Annotated in this window: 15 protein-coding genes and 2 riboswitches; of the genes, 1 reads left to right on the top strand and 14 read right to left on the bottom strand. The window is 64.5% G+C overall.

From position 1 onward, the window contains the following. Positions 1 to 960: 960 nt before the first annotated feature. The 11 genes from purU to FFS08_RS19695 all read right to left on the bottom strand — a co-directional run bounded on the left by purU (position 961) and on the right by FFS08_RS19695 (position 12,923). Positions 961 to 1,812, bottom strand: coding sequence for a formyltetrahydrofolate deformylase (gene purU / locus FFS08_RS19745; protein WP_137864264.1), 852 nt, complete (start codon positions 1,810 to 1,812; stop codon positions 961 to 963). Continuing rightward, on the bottom strand, positions 1,813 to 2,334 hold the full coding sequence (locus FFS08_RS19740) for a flavin reductase family protein (protein ID WP_137864263.1): 522 nt from the start codon (positions 2,332 to 2,334) through the stop codon (positions 1,813 to 1,815). It lies immediately after the preceding gene. Between the two features lie 49 nt (positions 2,335 to 2,383). Beyond that, positions 2,384 to 3,382, bottom strand: a complete 999-nt coding sequence (locus FFS08_RS19735) for a bile acid:sodium symporter family protein (RefSeq protein ID WP_137864262.1) — start codon at positions 3,380 to 3,382, stop codon at positions 2,384 to 2,386. Positions 3,383 to 3,473: 91 nt separating this feature from the next. Then, a complete protein-coding gene (locus FFS08_RS19730; protein ID WP_137864261.1) occupies positions 3,474 to 4,502 on the bottom strand; it encodes a methionine synthase in 1,029 nt (342 codons plus the stop codon). A 29-nt stretch (positions 4,503 to 4,531) separates the two neighbouring features. Continuing rightward, positions 4,532 to 5,518, bottom strand: a complete 987-nt coding sequence (locus FFS08_RS19725) for a DUF1852 domain-containing protein (RefSeq protein WP_137864260.1) — start codon at positions 5,516 to 5,518, stop codon at positions 4,532 to 4,534. 147 nt (positions 5,519 to 5,665) lie between these two features. Beyond that, positions 5,666 to 5,901: riboswitch (cobalamin riboswitch) on the bottom strand. Positions 5,902 to 5,956: 55 nt separating this feature from the next. After that, complete coding sequence (locus FFS08_RS19720) at positions 5,957 to 6,613, bottom strand: epoxyqueuosine reductase QueH (RefSeq protein ID WP_137864259.1); 657 nt, start codon at positions 6,611 to 6,613, stop codon at positions 5,957 to 5,959. A 77-nt stretch (positions 6,614 to 6,690) separates the two neighbouring features. Further along, positions 6,691 to 7,611, bottom strand: a complete 921-nt coding sequence (prpB, locus tag FFS08_RS19715) for a methylisocitrate lyase (RefSeq protein WP_137864258.1) — start codon at positions 7,609 to 7,611, stop codon at positions 6,691 to 6,693. A gap of 26 nt (positions 7,612 to 7,637) precedes the next feature. Then, on the bottom strand, positions 7,638 to 8,801 hold the full coding sequence (prpC, locus tag FFS08_RS19710; RefSeq protein ID WP_137864257.1) for a bifunctional 2-methylcitrate synthase/citrate synthase: 1,164 nt from the start codon (positions 8,799 to 8,801) through the stop codon (positions 7,638 to 7,640). An 11-nt stretch (positions 8,802 to 8,812) separates the two neighbouring features. Then, positions 8,813 to 9,967, bottom strand: coding sequence for a 2-methylaconitate cis-trans isomerase PrpF (gene prpF / locus FFS08_RS19705; RefSeq protein ID WP_137864256.1), 1,155 nt, complete (start codon positions 9,965 to 9,967; stop codon positions 8,813 to 8,815). Beyond that, positions 9,964 to 12,594, bottom strand: coding sequence for a Fe/S-dependent 2-methylisocitrate dehydratase AcnD (gene acnD, locus FFS08_RS19700; RefSeq protein ID WP_137864255.1), 2,631 nt, complete (start codon positions 12,592 to 12,594; stop codon positions 9,964 to 9,966). The genes prpF and acnD overlap by 4 nt, the downstream gene beginning before the upstream one ends. Continuing rightward, a complete protein-coding gene (locus FFS08_RS19695) occupies positions 12,591 to 12,923 on the bottom strand; it encodes a hypothetical protein (RefSeq protein ID WP_137864254.1) in 333 nt (110 codons plus the stop codon). The genes acnD and FFS08_RS19695 overlap by 4 nt, the downstream gene beginning before the upstream one ends. Before the next feature lie 103 nt (positions 12,924 to 13,026). On the opposite strand from FFS08_RS19695, the gene FFS08_RS19690 reads away from it, so the two are divergent. After that, positions 13,027 to 14,427 carry a short-chain fatty acyl-CoA regulator family protein gene (locus FFS08_RS19690; protein WP_137864253.1) on the top strand — a complete coding sequence of 467 codons (1,401 nt, stop codon included), beginning with the start codon at positions 13,027 to 13,029 and terminating at the stop codon, positions 14,425 to 14,427. On the opposite strand, the gene FFS08_RS19685 is transcribed toward FFS08_RS19690, so the two are convergent. The 3 genes from FFS08_RS19685 to FFS08_RS19675 form a co-directional block, all read right to left on the bottom strand. Further along, positions 14,412 to 14,978, bottom strand: coding sequence for a hypothetical protein (locus tag FFS08_RS19685; RefSeq protein ID WP_137864252.1), 567 nt, complete (start codon positions 14,976 to 14,978; stop codon positions 14,412 to 14,414). The genes FFS08_RS19690 and FFS08_RS19685 overlap by 16 nt on opposite strands. A gap of 132 nt (positions 14,979 to 15,110) precedes the next feature. Continuing rightward, a riboswitch (cobalamin riboswitch) is annotated at positions 15,111 to 15,328 on the bottom strand. A gap of 645 nt (positions 15,329 to 15,973) precedes the next feature. Beyond that, on the bottom strand, positions 15,974 to 17,224 hold the full coding sequence (locus FFS08_RS19680; protein WP_249341238.1) for a hypothetical protein: 1,251 nt from the start codon (positions 17,222 to 17,224) through the stop codon (positions 15,974 to 15,976). A 31-nt stretch (positions 17,225 to 17,255) separates the two neighbouring features. Next, a complete protein-coding gene (locus FFS08_RS19675) occupies positions 17,256 to 18,536 on the bottom strand; it encodes an MFS transporter (protein WP_212742049.1) in 1,281 nt (426 codons plus the stop codon). Positions 18,537 to 18,579: the final 43 nt, after the last annotated feature.

Here is an 18,579-nt window from a genome sequence, read left to right as displayed (position 1 = left end):
CCGGCCAACGTGCCTGGGGGCATGCCCCCAGGCACGTTGCCATCCCATCAACCAACCATCATGAAGGAGCCGGACTCTACCTCTGAGTGGTAACAATCAGGGGCGCACGTCAGGGCGCACGTCATTCGGTTTGCCCGCCTCACTGACTCGCCCCTTGAGCGTGCATTTTGCACGACGGCTATACGGCGCACGCTCTAAGAATCTCTAAAACGCTGGCTATAGCGCCGTGCAGACGTCCGCCGATCCAGACAGCGTGCGCAGAGGCGGGTTGTGCCGGAAGCCGCCATTCGCAAATGTCGCAGGGAATGACGGAAAAGTCCCAATTTCGGCCGTTAGGCCGGCGCTCGGACTGGGCGAACGAACGGCGGGTTCGGGATTGCGCCGAACCAGACTGAACGGCTGAGATGGGGCGCATAGCTGCCGATCAGCGCCCTCGCATGGCCTGCGTTGAGGCAGTCTTATTTCACGGATGAGGCACTTTTATCCGTGCTCAACAAGTCATGTTGGGACCGGATAAGAGCGCCTCAAGAAAATGGCAGAAAACTGCGAGAGGCAGTTTTCCGTCTGCGCGCCGTACTCGCCTAACAGTGCCTCAAAATCGTAATTTCGCGGATAACACTGCCTCAGAAATAGAGTGCGCAAAAATCCCTTTTATCTCAGCCGGTTGCTTGAGGCCCGGTAGCAGGCGGGAATTGCGCCTTCGCGGCCAGCATCCAACGCCACCTGACAACTATTGGACCGGTTGCTGACCGGCGGTTTTCGGGACGGAATGTCCGATATCCGCCGTTGCCAGATAAGCCGGCGCTAAGACCGCTAGCCCGCCATGCCCTTTGCCCGTCGCCGCAACTACCTAGCATAGGCCGCTAATCGATAGGCAGGATAGTCAACAAACTCGGCCGGTCGCCGCTCCGCGGTTTCCGGTGGCGAAGATCAGATTCCCCCAATAACCGCTGTTCGTCGCTAGCTCCGGAATACGACCGTCTTCCGCCCGTTCATCGCCACCCGGTGCGTCACATGCCAGCCGACCGCATGACCAAGGACATGATTTTCGATCTCTCGCCCCTTGCGGACCAGATCCTCGGGCGTGTCCTCATGGGTTACGCTCTCGACCGCCTGATGGATGATCGGCCCTTCATCCAGCTCCGCAGTGACATAATGCGCCGTGGCCCCGATCATCTTTACGCCGTGCGCATAGGCCTGATGATAGGGCTTCGCTCCCTTGAAACTCGGCAGGAAGCTGTGATGGATGTTGATGCAGCGCCCGGACAGATGGGCGGCGAGATCATCCGATAGAATCTGCATGTAGCGGGCCAGGATCACCAGTTCCGCACCGCTCTCCTCGACCAGCGCCTTGATGCGTGCCTCCTGCTCGCCGCGGGTATCTGGGGTGATGGGCAGGTGATGAAAGGGAATGTCCCGGATGTCGCTCGCGGTGAGCGCGGAGGCCGGATGGTTGGATGCGATGCCGACGATCTCGATCGGCATCTCCCCCATCCGCACCTTGTAGAGGAGATAGGCCAGGCAATGGTCAAACCTGGACACCAGGATCAGCACTTTGACCGGCTGATCGGTTCGCACCAGCTTCCAGTCCATGTCGAACGCGTCGGCGAGCTGGGCGACGGCGTCCGCCATCACGGAACGTTCGCTGTTACTCTCGAAGACGATGCGCAGGAAGAAACGCCCTGTCTCGCTATCCTCGAACTGGCGCGACTCCAGGATGTTGCCGCCATGCTCGAAAATGATCCGGCTGACATTGTAAACGATGCCCGGTCGGTCCGGGCAGTTGACGACCAGCGTATAGGATTGCGGCATTCAGCCTTCTCCGGGGTGCGCCAGCTGGACCAGGGGCGCCAGGGTGTGAAAATCGCTGGAGTGGAAGACCAGCGGCATGACCTCGTCGGCGGCCGCGGCCTGGTGGAGACGGAACAGGACGATGTCGTGATCGCCCGCGGCGATTTCCTGCTCGACCGAGCATTCGAGCCAAGCCGCCGCGTTCGCGAGAAAGACGGCGCCGTCGGGCGTTGCTTCATATTCCAGCCCGCGGAAGCGGTCGTCGCTCCACTGGGCAAGCTGGCGCGCGGTGGCGGCATGGCCGTTGCTGAGGAAGGAGATTCCGACGCGCTCGCAGGTCCGCAGCTGCCGCCAGGTTCCGGAGCCACGCTTGATACACACCGACACCAGCGGCGGGTTAAGCGAGATTGCCACGAAGGCGCTTGCGGTCATGCCCACGGGCTTGCCCTGGTCGAGGGCGCACAGAGCGGTGACGCCGGTCGGGAAGCGGCCGAAGAGACGGCGCAGCTCGGCATCCTCGCTGATGGTGCTCAAAATGTTCATGTGCTTGAATCCTCGACTGCCGGGTTCGACCGGCCCGGCATTTTGCGGGTCACGCCGGAGCCGTGACCAGCGGCGCAGCCTCTTCCGGCCGCTGGGCGTACCGCCGGGCCAGCGCCGCGCAGACCATCAGCTGCATCTGGTGAAAGAGCATGAGCGGGAGGACGATCAAGCCGACCGAACTCGCTGAGAAGATGATGTTCGCCATCGGCAGGCCGCTCGCCATGCTCTTCTTCGAGCCGCAGAACACGATGGCGATCTCGTCCTCGACGGTGAAGCGCAGGAGGCGACTGACCGCAGTGGTGAACACCAGCACGATGCCCAGGATCACGAGATCCAGCACTATGACCAGCGCAAGGCTCTGCGGGGTGACCTTGCTCCAGATCCCTGCGACGACGCCTGCGCTGAATGCCGAGTAGACGACGAGCAGAATCGATCCGCGATCGAAGACCATCGTCAGCGTCTTCTGACGGCTCAGCCAGTTCCCGATGAGCGGCCTGGCGCCTTGGCCGACGACAAAGGGCAGCAGGATCTGCACGGCTATATCCCGCACCGAGTCCAGCGACATCCCGCCGGAATTGGCGCTCAGCAACATCGTCGCGAGCAAAGGCGTGATCACCACGCCCGCCAGGTTCGAGACCGAGGCGCTGCAGAGCGCGGCCGGGACGTTGCCGCGTGCGATCGAGGTGAAGGCGATCGACGACTGCACCGTCGAGGGCAGCAGGCACAGGAACATCAAGCCCGTGGCCAGGCCGCTGTCGAGATAGCCGCCGGTCAGCTTCAGCACCGCGAAGCCGACCAGCGGGAACACGGCGAATGTCGTGACGAACACCAGGCCCTGCAGTCGCCAGTGCGTGATGCCGGTCCAGATCGCCTTCGGGGAAATCCGGGCACCATATAGGAAGAAGAGGATCGCGATGGCGGCATGCACCACCTGATCGAGCACGTCCTTCCCTACCCCCTTCGCGGGAAGGATGGCCGCCACGGCCACCATGGCCATGATCGCAAGGATATAGGGATCCAGCCGCAGCCGGCGCAGAAGAGCATTCATCAAGGGCTCCAGAAGTTGGGCACACGGCTAGACCGGAAAGGTCGCGCGCTCGGGCTGGTCACCGAATGCGCGCGACATGTCCAGCAGCCTGTCAGGCCGAGAGCGCCTTGCGAACGATTGCCGCGCCTGCACCCAGCGCGTCCAGCTTGCCCCGCGCGACATGGCGCGACAAGGGCGCCATCCCGCAGTTGGTGGAAGGATAGAGCTTGTCGGCATCCACGAACTGCAGCGCCTTGCGCAGTGTGTCGGCGACTTCCTCGGGGGTCTCGACGGTGTCGGATGCCACGTCGATGGCGCCCACCATGACCTTCTTCCCCCGAATGAGCTCGATCAGGTCCATCGGGACGTGGGAGTGATGGCATTCCAGCGAGATGATATCGATTTTGGACTTTTGCAGGTTGGGGAAGGTTTCCTCATACTGGCGCCATTCCGACCCCAGGGTCTTCTTCCAGTCGGTATTGGCCTTGATGCCATAGCCGTAGCAGATGTGGACGGCGGTCTCGCACTTCAGCCCTTCAGCCGCCCTCTCCAGGGTGGCGATGCCCCAATCGTTCGCCTCGTCGAAGAAGACATTGAAGGCCGGCTCGTCGAACTGGATGATGTCGACGCCCGCGGCCTCCAGCTCCCTGGCTTCCTGATTGAGGATCTGCGCGAATTCCCAGGCCAGCTTCTCGCGGCTCCGATAGTGGGCATCGTAGAGCGTATCGATCATCGTCATCGGGCCCGGCAGCGTCCACTTGATCGGCTGATCGGTCTGCGCACGCAGGAACTTCGCGTCCTCGACGAAGACGGGATTCGGACGAGAGACGGCGCCGACGACCGTCGGCACGCTGGCGTCGTAGCGGTTGCGGATCCGGACGGTCTCGCGCTTCTCGAAATCGACGCCGCTCAGGTGCTCGATGAACGTCGTGACGAAATGCTGGCGGGTCTGCTCGCCGTCGCCGACGATGGTGATGCCCGCCTGCCGCTGATCCTCCACGGCCAGGCGCAAGGCATCCTGCTTGCCCGCGACCAGCTCTTCGCCTTCCAGTTTCCAAGGCGACCAGAGCTTCTCCGGCTCCGCGAGCCAGGAAGGCTTGGGCAGGCTGCCGGCAGTCGAGGTGGGCAACAATGTCGTCATGATGGGTAACCTTGTATTTTGTCGGGGGATCAGGCGGCGAAGCTGGCGGACCATTGTGCGAGCACGGCCTGATAGGGCTTGATGAAGCGCTCCTCGGCGAACCTGCCCTGCTCGACGGCCAGCCGGCTGCGCTCCTCGCGATCGTAGACGATGCGGGTCAGCGAATAGTCCTGGTACTTGAGGCTGGGCTGATAGAGTTCCGCCGCCGCGGAATTGGCGTTGTAGATTTCCGGGCGATAGATCTTCTGGAACGTCTCCATCACGCTGATGGTGCTGACCAGCTCGAGGCTGGTATAGTCGCCGAGCAGGTCGCCGATATGATAGAAAGCATAGGGCGCAACGCTGTTCGGCGGCATGAAGTAGCGCACCTTCATGCCCATCTTGGCGAAATACTCGTCGGTCGCGGAGAACTCATCGTTGCGATATTCGACGCCCAGCACAGGGTGTTCGTTCGTGGTGCGATGATAGGTCTTGCTGCTCGACACGCTGAGGCAGATGACCGGCGGCTTGCCGAAATTGTCCCGATAGGCGCTCGAGTTCAGGAAGTGCTTGAACAGGTTGCCGTGCAGGTCGCCGAAATCCTGCGGCGCCCCGGAATTGGGATGGTTCTTCATATGCTCCGGCAGCACGACGCTGAAGTCGTAGTCGCGGACATAGGACGAGAAGTTGTTCCCGACCATCCCGTCGATACGCTCGCCGGTCTTCTTGTCGACGATCGTCGTCTGAAGGATCTCGATCAGGGGGAAGACCTCGTCGCTCCCCTCTGATGCCATGCTCATCTCGGCGGTGATAATCTTGAGCTCGACCGAATAGCGATCGCCCTTGGGGTTGTCCCAATGCGCCAGGGAATTGAAGCGATTGTCGATCATCCGCAGCGTGTTGCGCAGATTCTCTTGGCGGCTTTCTCCTCGCGCCAGATTGGCGAAGTTGGTCGTGATCCGCGTGTTGTCGGCGGGACGATAATCCTCGTCGAAGGCGATGCTCTTTATCGAGAATGTGAAAGCGCTCTTACTCATGACCGACCACCTGCTGTTGCGGGACGGGAGGGTCGAAGGAAGAGCGCGCGAGAAGCGACACGGCAGGACGCGGTCAGCCAAAGGGCAGCGGACACGCGACGCCATCGTGCGTCTGGCGCGATCCACCGGAGGAACCCCCGTCCGAGGAACGTTATCGCGTCGGAGGCAGGTCTCCTGGCTAACGGGTCATCACGTCGGCCCCGGCCTTCCCGGCGCCGCCTCCCAATTTCTTGGGCGAGGCGCCAGTGACACGAAATGGGTCCGCCGCTCGCCGCTTACAGTTGCGGGGGCAGCGCCGGATTCTGTCCGAAAGGACACCACCGGCTTCCCGTCTTAGCCCCGCCGTCATGCCTGAGGCGGGGAACCTCGACGAGCCGCTTCAACACCATCGAGGGTGTCCTGTCAATGATGATATAAAGATATCTTTATGTCGTTATTTCATGTTTCGTCGCCGTAGAACAGCTCGCCGAGGCGAATCTCCTCTCTGCCCTGCGACACGCGATGGGCGTTGGTGTCGCGCAGCGAATAGACGCAGCCGCAATATTCCTGCTGGTAGAAACGCTCGCGCTTCGAAATCTCGATCATCCGGCTGGCGCCGCCGCCCTTGCGCCAGTTGAACGTCCAGTACGCCATGTCAGGATAGTGCGATGCCGCGCGCTCGCCGGAACCGTTGATTTGGTTCATGTCCTTCCAACGCGAAATGCCGAGCGACGAGGTGATCACCGGGAAGCCATGCTCGTGCGCGTAGAGCGCGGTTCGCTCGAAGCGCATATCGAAGCACATGGTGCAGCGGATGCCGCGCTCAGGCTCCCATTCCATGCCCTTGGCGCGTTTGAACCAATTAACCGTGTCATAGTCGGCATCGACGAACGGCACCCCGTGCGCCTCGGCGAAGCGGATATTCTCCTCCTTGCGGAGGATATATTCCTCCTTGGGATGGATGTTCGGATTGTAGAAGAAGATCGTGTAGTCGATGCCACTGGCGGTCATCGCTTCCATCACCTCGCCTGAGCAGGGCGCGCAGCACGAATGCAGAAGCACCTTCTTGCGCCCGTCGGGCGGCGTCAGGATCGGGCGGCCGATTTCGGTCGTCATGTCATTTCCAGATATACAACGGGCCGCGAGGACTCCCCAGTCCCCGCGCCCCGTAGCCACCGCAAGCGGTAGTCTGTTCAGGTCTGCGGCATGCCCTGGGGCACGATCGTCTTGATGATCGAGGCGTCGAGCTCCTCGAAATCGTGCAGGCCGATTACGTCGTACAGCTCCTGACGGGTCTGCATGCGATCGACCATCTTGTGGGTGCCGCCATTGGCCTTGATCGACGCATAGAGTTCGGCCTGCGCCTTGTTGGCGGCGCGCAGCGACGAAACCGGCCAGATCACCATTTTGTAGCCCATCTCCTCGAATTCCTTCGCGGTATAGAAGGGCGTCTTGCCGAACTCGGTCATGTTGGCGAGCAGCGGCACCCCCGGCATCGCGGCGGCGAACTTTTCGAACATCTCGCGCGTGTTCAGCGCCTCCGGGAAGATCGCGTCGGCGCCGGCATCGACATACATCCTGGCGCGCTCGACCGCGGCGTCAAAGCCCTCGACGCCGGCCGCATCGGTACGGGCCATAATGACGATGTCGCGGCTCGCCTTCTTGGCCGCAGCGACCTTGGCCGCCATGTCGATCGCGGGGACCAGGTTCTTGCCGTTCAGGTGCCCGCACTTCTTGGGCAGGATCTGGTCTTCCAGATGCACCGCGCCTGCGCCCGCATCCTCGAAGGTGCGGACCATGTGCATGACGTTCAGCACCTCGCCATAGCCTGTGTCGCCATCGACGAGCAGCGGAAGCCCCGAGGAACGGGCGATCTGGCGAATGAAGAACGCCACCTCGTCCACGGTGATGATGCCAAGATCGGGCAGGCCCATGCTCGCCGTCATCGCCGCGCCGGAGAGGTACAGGCCATCAAAGCCCGCATTGCGCGCCTGGATGGCAGCCTGACCATTATGCGCGCCCGGCAGCTGGTAGATGCCCGGGCGAGCAAGCGCGGCGCGGAAGCGGGTGCCGGCAGATTCGGTCGGCAGGTCGTCGGCTACGAGATACGGCAAAATCGATACTCCTTCAGGCGGCCCAATCAGGCGGCTACGTCTTCGCCGCGCTCGGCGAGCGGCACCCAGGTCAGGTCCTCGGGGCCGGTATAATGGGCCGAGGGGCGAATGATCTTGTTGTCCTCGCGCTGCTCGATGACATGGGCTGCCCAGCCCGAGGTGCGCGATATGACGAAGAGCGGCGTGAACATCGCGGTCGGCACGCCCATCAGATTGTACGAGACCGCCGAGAACCAGTCGAGGTTGGGGAACATCTTCTTCGCGTCCCACATCACGCTCTCGATCCGCTCGGCGACCGAGAACTGGCGCTGCGCGCCGGCTTCGTCGGCGAGGCTCTTGGCGACGCGCTTGATAACCACGTTGCGCGGATCGGAGACGGTATAGACCGGATGGCCGAAGCCGATGATGACTTCCTTGGCCTCGATCCGGCGGCGGATGTCGAACTCGGCCTGGTCCGCGCTCGAATAGCGCTTCTGGATCTCATAGGCGACTTCGTTGGCGCCGCCATGCTTGGGTCCGCGCAGGGCGCCGATCGCGCCGGCGATCGCCGAATACATGTCCGAGCCCGTGCCCGCGATCACACGGGCGGTGAAGGTCGAGGCGTTGAACTCATGCTCGGCATAGAGGATCAGCGAGGTGTGCATTGCGCGCACGAAGCTCTCCGACGGAGGCGTGCCGTGCAGCAGATGGAGGAAGTGCCCGCCGATGCTGTCGTCGTCGGTCTCGACTTCGATCCGGCGGCCGTGATGCGCGAAATGGTACCAGTAGAGCAGGATCGAGCCGAGCGAGGCCATCAGCCGGTCGGCGATATCGCGCGCGTCGGGCAGGTTGTGATCGTGCGCCTCGGGCAGCACGCAGCCCAGCGCCGAGACGCCCGAGCGCATCACGTCCATCGGATGCGCGGCGGCGGGAATCGCCTCCAGCGTTTCCTTCACCGAACGCGGCAACCCGCGCAGCTTGCGCAGCTTCTTCTTGTACGCGATCAGCTGCGTCGCGGTCGGCGGGCTGCCATGGACGAGCAGGTGCGCGATCTCCTCGAACTCGCTGGTCTCGGCGAAATCGAGAATGTCATAGCCGCGATAATGCAGGTCGTTGCCGGTACGGCCGACGGTGCACAGCGCGGTGTTGCCGGCGGTGACGCCCGAAAGCGCGACCGACTTCTTCGGCTTGAAGGCAGGAACGTCGTTCATCGGATCCTCTCTCAGAAACTGTCGGCCGGCACGCGCACCCAGCCTTCCATCAGGATGCGTGCGCTGCGGCTCATGATTGCCTTGGTGACGGTCCATCGCCCGTCGACCTGCCGGGCCTCGGCGCCGACGCGCAGCGAGCCCGAGGGATGGCCGAAGCGGACCGCGTTCCGCGCGCCACCGCCTGCGGCCAGGTTGACCAGGGTACCGGGGACCGCCGCCGCCGCCGCGATCGCGACCGAAGCGGTGCCCATCATCGCGTGGTGGAGCTTGCCCATCGACAAAGCGCGGGCGAGCAGGTCGATCTCGCCGGCCGCCACTTGCTTGCCCGACGAGGTCACATGGTCGGCCGGCGGCGCGACGAAGGCGATAGCAGGGGCTCGGCCGGTCTTGGCGATGCCCATGCGGGTGGCGCCTGCGGTGCGCAGTGCCTCGAAGCGCTCGAGCGCGGCGGGATCGGAATTGAGCGCCTCGCGCAACTCTGCGCCGGTGTAGCCCAGGTCCGTGGCGTTCACGAATACGGCAGGGATGCCGGCGTTGATCAGCGTCGCCTCGATCGGCCCGTCAGGCCCGTCGAGCGTATCGACCAGATTGCCGGTCGGGAACATTGCACCTTCGCCGTCCGCCGGATCCTCGAACTCGAGCACGATCTCGGCCGCGGGGAAGGTCACCCCGTCCAGCTCGAAGTCGCCGGTCTCCAGTACCTCGCCGCCCGACACCGGCACATGCGCGACGATCGTCTTGCCGATATTGGCCTGCCAGATGCGGACGGTGCGGATGCCGTCGGGGCTCCCGTCATTGGCTTTGGCATCGACATAGCCGGCCTGGATCGCGAAGGCGCCCGCTGCGGTGGAAAGGTTGCCGCAATTGCTCGACCAGTCGACCAGGTTCTCGCCGATCGCGACCTGGCCGTAGAGATAGTCGACATCGTGATCGGGCACGCTCGCCGGGCCAATGATCACACACTTGCTGGTGCTGGAGGTCGCCCCGCCCATGCCGTCGATATGCGCGGCATAGGGATCGGGGCTGCCGATCACGCGCTGGAACAGCCGGTCGCGCGCGCGGCCGGGCGTGCGGGCGGCCTCGGGCAGGTCCTCCGCCTTGAAGAACACGCCCTTGCTGGTGCCGCCACGCATATAGGTGGCGGGGATGCGGACCTGGCCGGTCATGCCACCGCCTCCGCCTGACCGGCGAGGAAATCCTGGGCAAAGCGCTGGAGCACGCCGCCCGCCTCGTAGATCGAGACTTCCTCGGCGGTGTCGAGGCGGCAGGTGACCGGCACTTCCTCGGTACTGCCGTCCTTGCGGTGGACGAGGAGCATCAAGGTCGCGCCTGGGCGGCGCCGGCCGACCACGTCATAGGTCTCGGTGCCGTCGAGCTTGAGGCCGAGACGCGTCGCACCATGCTGGAACTCCAGCGGCAGCACGCCCATGCCGATCAGGTTGGTGCGGTGGATGCGCTCGAAGCCTTCGGCGACGATCGCCTCGACGCCGGCAAGGCGCACGCCCTTGGCCGCCCAGTCGCGCGACGAGCCCTGGCCGTAATCGGCGCCGGCGATGATGATCAGCGGCTGGCGGCGGCCGAGATAGGTCTCGATCGCTTCCCACATCCGCACGACCTGGCCGTCCGGCTCCAGCCGGGTAAGCGAGCCCTTCTGCACCGCGCCGTCGATAACCGCCATCTCGTTCATCAGCGTCGGATTGGCGAAGGTGGCGCGCATCGCGGTCAGGTGATCGCCGCGATGCGTGGCGTAGCTGTTATAATCCTCCTCCGGCACGCCCATCTTCGTCAGATATTCGCCCGCCGCCGAAGTCGGCAGGATGGCGTTGGATGGCGAGAGATGATCGGTCGTGATGTTATCCGGCAGGATTGCCAGCGGTCGCATGCCGGTGAGCGTGCGCGGACTTGCGGCGAGCGCGCCCAGCCCTTCCCTATCCCAATAGGGCGGACGGCGGATATAGGTCGACATCGGCCGCCAGTCGTAGAGCGGGCTCACCTTCTCGCCGCCGTGCAGCCGCTGGCCGAACATTGGCTCATAGACGTTGCGGAACTGCTCGGGCTTCACGTGCGCGGCGACGATCGCGTCGATCTCCGCGTCGCTCGGCCACAGGTCCTTCAGCCGCACTTCGCTGCCGTCGGGGGCGATGCCCAGCACGTCCCGCTCGATGTCGAAGCGGATCGTGCCCGCGATCGCATAGGCAACGACCAGCGGCGGCGAGGCGAGGAAGGCCTGCTTGGCGTACGGGTGGATGCGCCCGTCGAAGTTGCGGTTACCCGAGAGCACGGCGGTGGTGTAGAGATCGCGATCCACGATCTCCTGCTGGATCACCGGATCGAGCGCGCCCGACATGCCGTTGCAAGTGGTGCAGGCGAAGGCGACGATGCCAAAGCCCAATTGCTCCAGCTCGCCGAGGAGCCCCGCTTCCTCCAGATAGAGCCGCGCGACCTTGGAGCCGGGCGCGAACGAGCTCTTCACCCAGGGTTTGCGGAGCAACCCGAGCCGGTTGGCGTTACGCGCGACCAGGCCGGCGGCGACGACATTGCGCGGGTTCGAGGTGTTGGTGCAGCTGGTGATCGCCGCGATGATCACCGCGCCGTCGGGCATCAGTCCCTCGCGCTCCTTGGCCAGCGCGCCTTCGAGGTCGACTGCGACGCCGCGTTCGTTGAGAGCGCTGGTCGGCAGGCGGCGATGCGGGTTGGACGGGCCGGCCAGGTTGCGCACCACGGTGCCCAGATCGAACTCCAGCACCCGCTCATACTCCGCGGTCTTGAGTGCGTCGGCCCATAGGCCTGTGGTCCTGGCATAGTTCTCGACCAGCTTGACCTGATCGGCCTCGCGCCCGGTGAGCAGCAGATAGTCAATCGTCTGCTGGTCGATGTAGAACATCGCCGCGGTGGCGCCGTACTCCGGGCACATGTTCGAGATGGTCGCGCGGTCGCCGATCGTCAGGCTGTCCGCACCTTCGCCGAAGAACTCCAGCCATGCGCCCACCACGCGCTCGGTGCGCAGGAATTCGGTCAGTGCCAGCACGATATCGGTGGCGGTGATCCCCTCCTGGCGGCGGCCGGTGAGCCTGACGCCGACGATGTCGGGCAGCCGCATCATCGAGGCGCGGCCGAGCATCACTGTCTCGGCCTCGAGCCCGCCGACGCCGACCGCGATCACGCCGAGCGCATCGACATGCGGCGTGTGGCTGTCCGTGCCGACGCAGGTGTCCGGGAAGGCGACGCCGCCCCGCACCTGGATCACCGGCGACATCTTCTCCAGGTTGATCTGGTGCATGATGCCGTTGCCCGCCGGGATCACGTCGACATTGTCGAACGCCTTCTTGGTCCATTCGATGAAGTGGAACCGGTCTTCGTTGCGCCGGTCCTCGATCGCGCGGTTCTTCTCGAATGCGGCCGGATCGTAGCCGCCATGCTCCACCGCCAGGCTGTGATCGACGATCAGCTGGGTCGGCACCACCGGATTGACCTTGGCGGGATCGCCGCCCTGATCGGCAATCGCGTCGCGCAGGCCGGCGAGATCGATGAGCGCGGTCTGGCCGAGAATGTCGTGGCAGACGACGCGGGCGGGATACCAGGGGAAGTCCATGTCGCGCTTGCGGTCGGCGATCTGGATCAGCGCATCGTCGAGCATCGCGGGATCGCAGCGGCGCACCAGCTGCTCGGCGAGCACCCGCGACACATAGGGCAGCGTGTCATAGGCGCCCGGGCGGAGCGCCTCGATCGCAGCGCGGGTATCGAAATAGTCGAGGTCGGCGCCTGCGAGCGGCGTTCGGAATGCGCTATTCATTTCGTCAAAGAATCCAGGCGAGCAAGCCGCGTCAGGATCGACGCGCTCGGAGCCGCAAATGTTGAAAAGATGAACCGGCCGGAGGCGACCATGCACTCGCGCCCGCCCTCGTCCTGCGCCGTGGCGGTCACCGCGATCGCGAGGCCTTCCTCGTCCTTGCGCACGCACCAGGTCTCGAAGCGAAGGCCTTCGATCTCCTCACGAATCTCGATGTCGCTGCATCGGAGCAGCACCACCGGTACGCCGAGCCCGGCGCGCGCATGCACCGACGCCGCGTCCAGAAGGCGGCTAAGCAGGTCTGCACCTTGCGGAGGAGCGCTTGCGAGCATATTCGCATAATCCGCAAACCATGCACCGCTGGAAGGGCTGAAAGCGTGAAGGTCTGCGAAGGCGATTCTGCAAATTAGCGAATTTTGCGAAGACGAGACGGATATGCGCAAGGCTTATATGGGTGTGCGGCTTCGGCGGTTGCGCGAGGAGCGTGGCCTAAAGCAGGTCGAACTCGCCCAGGCTCTCGGCATCTCGCCCAGCTACCTAAATCAGCTCGAACAGAACCAGCGACCACTCACGGTGGCGATCCTGCTCAAGCTCAACGCGGTGTTCGGGATCGACGTCCAGCTTTTCTCGGAGGATGAAGAGGCTCGACTGATCACCGACATGCGCGACGCGATCGCCGATGGCGGCGAAAGCATATCCGTAGCCGAATTGCGGGAGCTGGCCGCGAACATGCCGGCCGTCGGGCGTACGCTGGTGGCACTGCACCGCCGCTATCGCGACGCTCTGGAGCGCGGCGACGCAATGGCGGCCGAGCTCGGCGACAGCTGGATCACCGGTGGCAAGGCGCGACCGCCTTTCGAGCAGGTGCGCGACTTCTTCTATGCGCGGCACAACCATGTCGAGTTACTCGACGAGGCAGCCGAGCGCATCTACCGCGACGCCCAGCTTACACCGCGCACCATCCACGCCGGCATCGCGGCCTGGCTCAAGCATAAGCACGGCGTCGAGATCGCGCTGGACGAAGCAACCTCGGTGCAGCGTCGCTTCGACCGCAGCTCGAGGATACTCCACCTGTCAGGATCGCTCACGCCGGGCCAGCAGGCGTTCCAGATGGCGACTCAACTCGCCTTCATCCACTTGGACGAAGCGATCGGCAGGTTGACCGACAATGCGATCCTCGCGGACGCGGAGGCCCGCCGCCTGGCCCGGATCGGCCTGGCCAACTATTTCGCCGGCGCGCTGATCCTTCCCTATGGCGAATTCCTCGCCAATGCGGAGGCCGAGCACTACGACATCGAGCGACTCGGCCAACGCTACGGGGTAGGTTTCGAGACGATCTGCCATCGCCTGTCGACCTTGCAGCGCCCCGGCGCCCGTGGCGTCCCCTTCTTCTTCGTGCGCGTCGACCGCGCCGGCAACATCTCCAAGCGCCAGTCCGCCACAGACTTCCATTTCTCGCGAGTTGGCGGCAGCTGTCCCCTTTGGAAGGTCTATGAAGCGTTCGCCCAGCCCAATCGCGTGCTGCGTCAAATTGCCCAGATGCCGGACGGTCGTACCTATCTCTGGATTGCCAAGGCGGTAACAAGCAGTGGCGACCGGTTTGGAGACCCGGGCAAGACCTTTGCAATCGGCTTGGGCTGCGACATCCGCCATGCTGGCAAGCTGGTCTATGCCCGCGGCCTCGACATCACCGATCCGACCGTCGCCACGCCGATCGGCGCCGGCTGCAAGGTCTGCGAGCGCCCGGCCTGCCCGCAACGAGCATTCCCGCCAATCGGCCGCATGGTGACGATCGATGAAAATGTCGCCGCGCCGGTGCCCTATCCTGTCGCGTGACCAGCCTCTGCACTGAGCCGTTTCGCAGCATCCTCCGCGCGCCAGCGCGACAAGATCTCGGGTGATGCGACCAGCGCGGCGATGGTGTCGATCGCATAGGTCGGCACTGAAATCAGCTGCGCACGCTTCATCGTCACCGCACCGGACTGCGCCAGGCGCCCGTCCTTCGTCCAGCGCACTCGCTCTTGCTTGGTGATTGGCAGCGCTGCCAAGACGAGCCGGGGCGTCAAGGGTCTGGTGGCAGGCTCAAGCAGCGCGAACGCACAGCGGTCGACCAGATCTTCGACGAAACGGCCGCCCGTATCGATCTCAAGAACGTCGCCCGCCTTCGCCCACTCGCGCCGAAACAGACCCCAAAGCGCTGTGAATACGCGCTTGCGCGCTTCCTCCCGCCGAAGCGATAGGCCCAGATAATGGCCGAGAGGCGGCCCGAAGTCGAGCCGTAGCCGCTCCGGTGCTGGCGCCTCGACGCGCACCATCTGCGCGATCTCTCTTGCCATCGCAACCGAGCGCGGATCGCCGCGCTCAGGCCACTCTATCATGAACGTCACATCGTCATCCCTGTCCCTTGACGGCAAGCGGCATCGCGCCATGCACGAAGGCACGACGCAAGGCAGCGAGCATCGCCCACGCCCATTCGCCGTTCGGACAGAGTCCGCGCCTCGGCCATCCCCTGGACCTGGCAACAGCGACCCGCGCCGGCAGGTCTCCTGGCTCACGGGTCATCGCTTCGGGCGCACCTTCCCAGGCTTATCGCCCAGTGGCTGGCGGATCGCATGACGTCCGCCCAGCACCCTCGCTCGCCGCCTACAGTTGCAGGGACAGCCGTGGACTTGGGGAGACCCCTTACCACGTTCCCATTTTAATCCCCTCGCGAGGAACCGGCACAGTGTAATCGCTCGGCTAAGCCGAGCAACGGGTGCTTAGCACTAGTTGCATCGCGACGTGAATGGCCACTTTTTGACAACAGTTCACAACACCGAATGGCGGGCTGAGGCACGACGTTGTCGTAGCGTATCAAAACCGCGCGAATCTGCTTGCTGGCCAAAATCCTTACGACAGCGTCTCAGCGATATCGGCCGTTCACTGCTCACCGGCAGCCCGAACAGATGGCGGCTTTCGGGATAATCTGCGGGTTGCCTGAATGTCCGAGGCTAGGGCGCATTCCAGCCAACGCGGCCTGCCGAGGATAAGCAGCAATGGCGTAGCGTTCGAGATGCTGTCACCTTGCTGACGTGCATTCCGATTTCCCCTTCTACTGTCGACCAGGTTCGCGGGATACGCAGACCGAGTATTCCGAAAGCATCGCTCGAAAATGGAAGAGGGTGCCTGCACTGGGTGGGCATGCCCGGCCTTCTGTCGATAATCTTGTTGAATTGGCGATTGTCACGTGCGGGTCGGCAACCATGCCTACGCTCGGACGGCGACAGCGGCTCGATCAGCGCCCGCGCATCATCCGACAACTCGATCCGCTCGCCCAAGCTGGCCTCCAAGGGCCAGCCTAGAATCAAGGTTGAGTCAGGCCATCAACCTTTGTCCACGACGCCTAGCGAGGATCGAGCGCTGCAGCGCGTTCCAGAAGGCGCTGAAATCCATGCGCGGTCTTGGCAACATTCGCAGCCGACACACAACGCCGGTCATCATCGACGACGTGGTGATGGCGATGGATGCCGAATACCGCCGCAACGTTGCGATAGCCCGCAGCCAGGATCTCGATCTGCTCGCCGGCCGAGATCGTCTCGCTGGAATAGGGTGCCTCCAGCCCGACATGGCCAGCAAAGATCGCGCGCGCGAGCGGCAGCAGCCCCGGGGTGACCGAGAGATAGCGCTGGGTGTCGATGCCCGGCAGCACCTGGCCAGTGAGGTCGTGCCAGTCCTGCGCGGCGACATTGGCCCCGAGATGCAGCCAAAAATGCGTGTCCTCGGGCCTTGGCGCGGTCGCCTTCAGTGCTTCGGCCGCGCCGAGATTCTCATATTCGTGCCCGCTGTTGCAGATGAAGGCGAGGTTGTGGCCGGTCACCGCCTTGCTCGCCCAGCGCGCCAGCCAGAGCCAGGCGGCCACGCCCCCACCCCGCTCGCCGGCACAGCCATACCAGCCGGATCGCGGCGTGGAGACGGCGACCCAGCTCTTCCGGCCCCGATCAAGCCTGCCGATGAAGTTGTCGGCGGGACGGCGGCCGCCCTCGCCGGTGAGAACCAGAGTCGCCTTGTCCCCGCGGATCGCCGCGGCCAGGAACGGCCCGGCATCGGACGGCGCGAGCAGCGCGACCGGCCCGGCGAACATCGGCTTGCGACCATCGGCGTTGAGCGCGATCACCTTGCCGGTCGGGCCGTTGGTGATCACCACCACCGCTACCGCGCCAGCCGCGAATGCTGCCTCGATCGGCACGCGCACCGGCTTGGCGATGGCGGTGGAATAGCGGGCAAAGGGCAGGTCGAGCAGCGCCACCGCACCCGCGAGCGATCCGGCGGGGCGCCCCGTCCCGTCGATCCGCACCAGCGGTCCGCTGGCGCCCTGTGATCCGGTCGGCACCACGATCGGCTGCGGCCAGACATTGGCCCTGGTCGTGCCGCATGACAATTCGCAGCGCTCCGGCACGAAATAGGGCACCGAGACCGGTTGCTGCTCCACCTTGAAGCCCAGCCCCTCCAGCTCACCGGTCAGCCATGCGCCGCACGCCCGGTCCCCCACCCCACCGGCCTGTTTGCTGCCGAAGCCGATATAGCGATCGAGATCGCCGGCGACCCGCGCGGCAAGATCCTCCGGCACCCTGGCCAGCGCCGTGGTCGCCGGCAACGCCGCGCTCCCGGCAAGGAACCCCCGTCGGCTAGATCCGAGCATTCCGCTTCCTTCCCAGCAACAGCACGCAGACCAGCGAGATCGCGCAAGTCGCGGCCAGATAGATCGATATCGGCATGCTCGTCCCGTAGCGCGCGAGTAATGCCGTGGCGATGATCGGCGCGAAGCCGCCACCCGCCACCGTGCCGATCTGATAGCCGAGCGAGGCGCCCGAATAGCGCACTTCCCTAGGGAAAAGCTCGGCGAACAGCGCGGCCTGGGGACCGTACATCATGCTGACGAAGGCCAGTGCAATGGTGATTCCGAGCACGATCGCCAGCGGCGAGCCGCTCTCGATCAGCGGGAAGACGGCAAAGGCCCAGATGCCCGAGAGCAAGGCGCCCAGCACGAAGATACCCTTGCGCCCGAAACGATCGGAAAGCGCACCGCAGACGATAAGGGCAGGGATCATCACCAGGCTGCCGACCATCACCGCGAGCAGCATCGTCTCGCGCGGGATGCCGATCGTGGCGGTGCCATAGGCCACCGCATAGGTGATCGCGATGTAGAAGCAGACATTGTTGGCGATGAAGGCGCCGCCAGCGATCAGCACGGTGAGGCCGTGCTCACGCAGCACCGTCCAGAGCGGCGAAACAGGCGTCTCTTGCTGCTGCGCGACCGCTTCGGGCTCGGTAACCATGTGGTGCATGGCGATTCCGACGAAGATCAGCGACACGCTGAGCAGGAAGCCGATCCGCCAGCCCCAGGCGGCGAAGCTGGCGGGTTCGATCAGCGTGCTGGCGATCAGGAACACCGTGTTGGCGAGCACCACCCCCAGCGGCACACCGACCTGGACGAAGCTGCTGTAGAAGCCGTGGCGATGCGCCGGCGCATTCTCGATCGCCATCAGCGCCGCGCCTCCCCATTGGCCGCCCACCGCAAGCCCCTGAACGAAGCGCAGCACCACCAGCAGCAGCGGTGCAGCCACGCCCCAGGTCGCGTAGCCGGGAAGCAGGCCGATCAGCGTGGTCGCCAGTCCCATGATGAACATCGCGGCGACAAGCGCGCGCTTGCGGCCGTAGAGATCACCGAAATGTCCGAAGACCATCCCGCCGATCGGGCGAGCGACGAACCCGACCGCGAAGGTGGAGAAGGCCGCGATCTGGGCGACGAAGGGCGGCAGGTCCGCCGGGAAGAACAGCTTGGGGAAGACCAGTGCCGCGGCAGTGCCGTAGATGAAGAAGTCGTACCATTCGATCGCGGCGCCGGCGGATGCCATGGCGGCGATGCGCAGGCTCGGCTTGGCCTGGGGTTCTGGTGATGTTGCCAAATCGGCTCTCCCGGCACGCTTGCGGATAAGGCTGCCGGCTTCG

This window comes from Sphingomonas sp. 1F27F7B (assembly GCF_005503355.1).
Lineage (GTDB): Bacteria > Pseudomonadota > Alphaproteobacteria > Sphingomonadales > Sphingomonadaceae > Sphingomonas.
This window is presented reverse-complemented; position numbering and strand designations above follow the sequence as displayed.

Bases quoted from the DNA above. Each gene is read 5' to 3' on its own strand.
- FFS08_RS19690 (WP_137864253.1), top strand. From the start codon at position 13,027: ATGCGCAAGGCTTATATGGGTGTGCGGCTTCGGCGGTTGCGCGAGGAG.
- FFS08_RS19735 (WP_137864262.1), bottom strand. From the start codon at position 3,382: ATGAATGCTCTTCTGCGCCGGCTGCGGCTGGATCCCTATATCCTTGCG.
- FFS08_RS19695 (WP_137864254.1), bottom strand. From the start codon at position 12,923: ATGCTCGCAAGCGCTCCTCCGCAAGGTGCAGACCTGCTTAGCCGCCTT.
- purU (WP_137864264.1), bottom strand. From the start codon at position 1,812: ATGCCGCAATCCTATACGCTGGTCGTCAACTGCCCGGACCGACCGGGC.
- prpC (WP_137864257.1), bottom strand. From the start codon at position 8,801: ATGAACGACGTTCCTGCCTTCAAGCCGAAGAAGTCGGTCGCGCTTTCG.
- FFS08_RS19730 (WP_137864261.1), bottom strand. From the start codon at position 4,502: ATGACGACATTGTTGCCCACCTCGACTGCCGGCAGCCTGCCCAAGCCT.
- FFS08_RS19725 (WP_137864260.1), bottom strand. From the start codon at position 5,518: ATGAGTAAGAGCGCTTTCACATTCTCGATAAAGAGCATCGCCTTCGAC.
- acnD (WP_137864255.1), bottom strand. From the start codon at position 12,594: ATGAATAGCGCATTCCGAACGCCGCTCGCAGGCGCCGACCTCGACTAT.
- FFS08_RS19740 (WP_137864263.1), bottom strand. From the start codon at position 2,334: ATGAACATTTTGAGCACCATCAGCGAGGATGCCGAGCTGCGCCGTCTC.
- prpF (WP_137864256.1), bottom strand. From the start codon at position 9,967: ATGACCGGCCAGGTCCGCATCCCCGCCACCTATATGCGTGGCGGCACC.
- FFS08_RS19720 (WP_137864259.1), bottom strand. From the start codon at position 6,613: ATGACGACCGAAATCGGCCGCCCGATCCTGACGCCGCCCGACGGGCGC.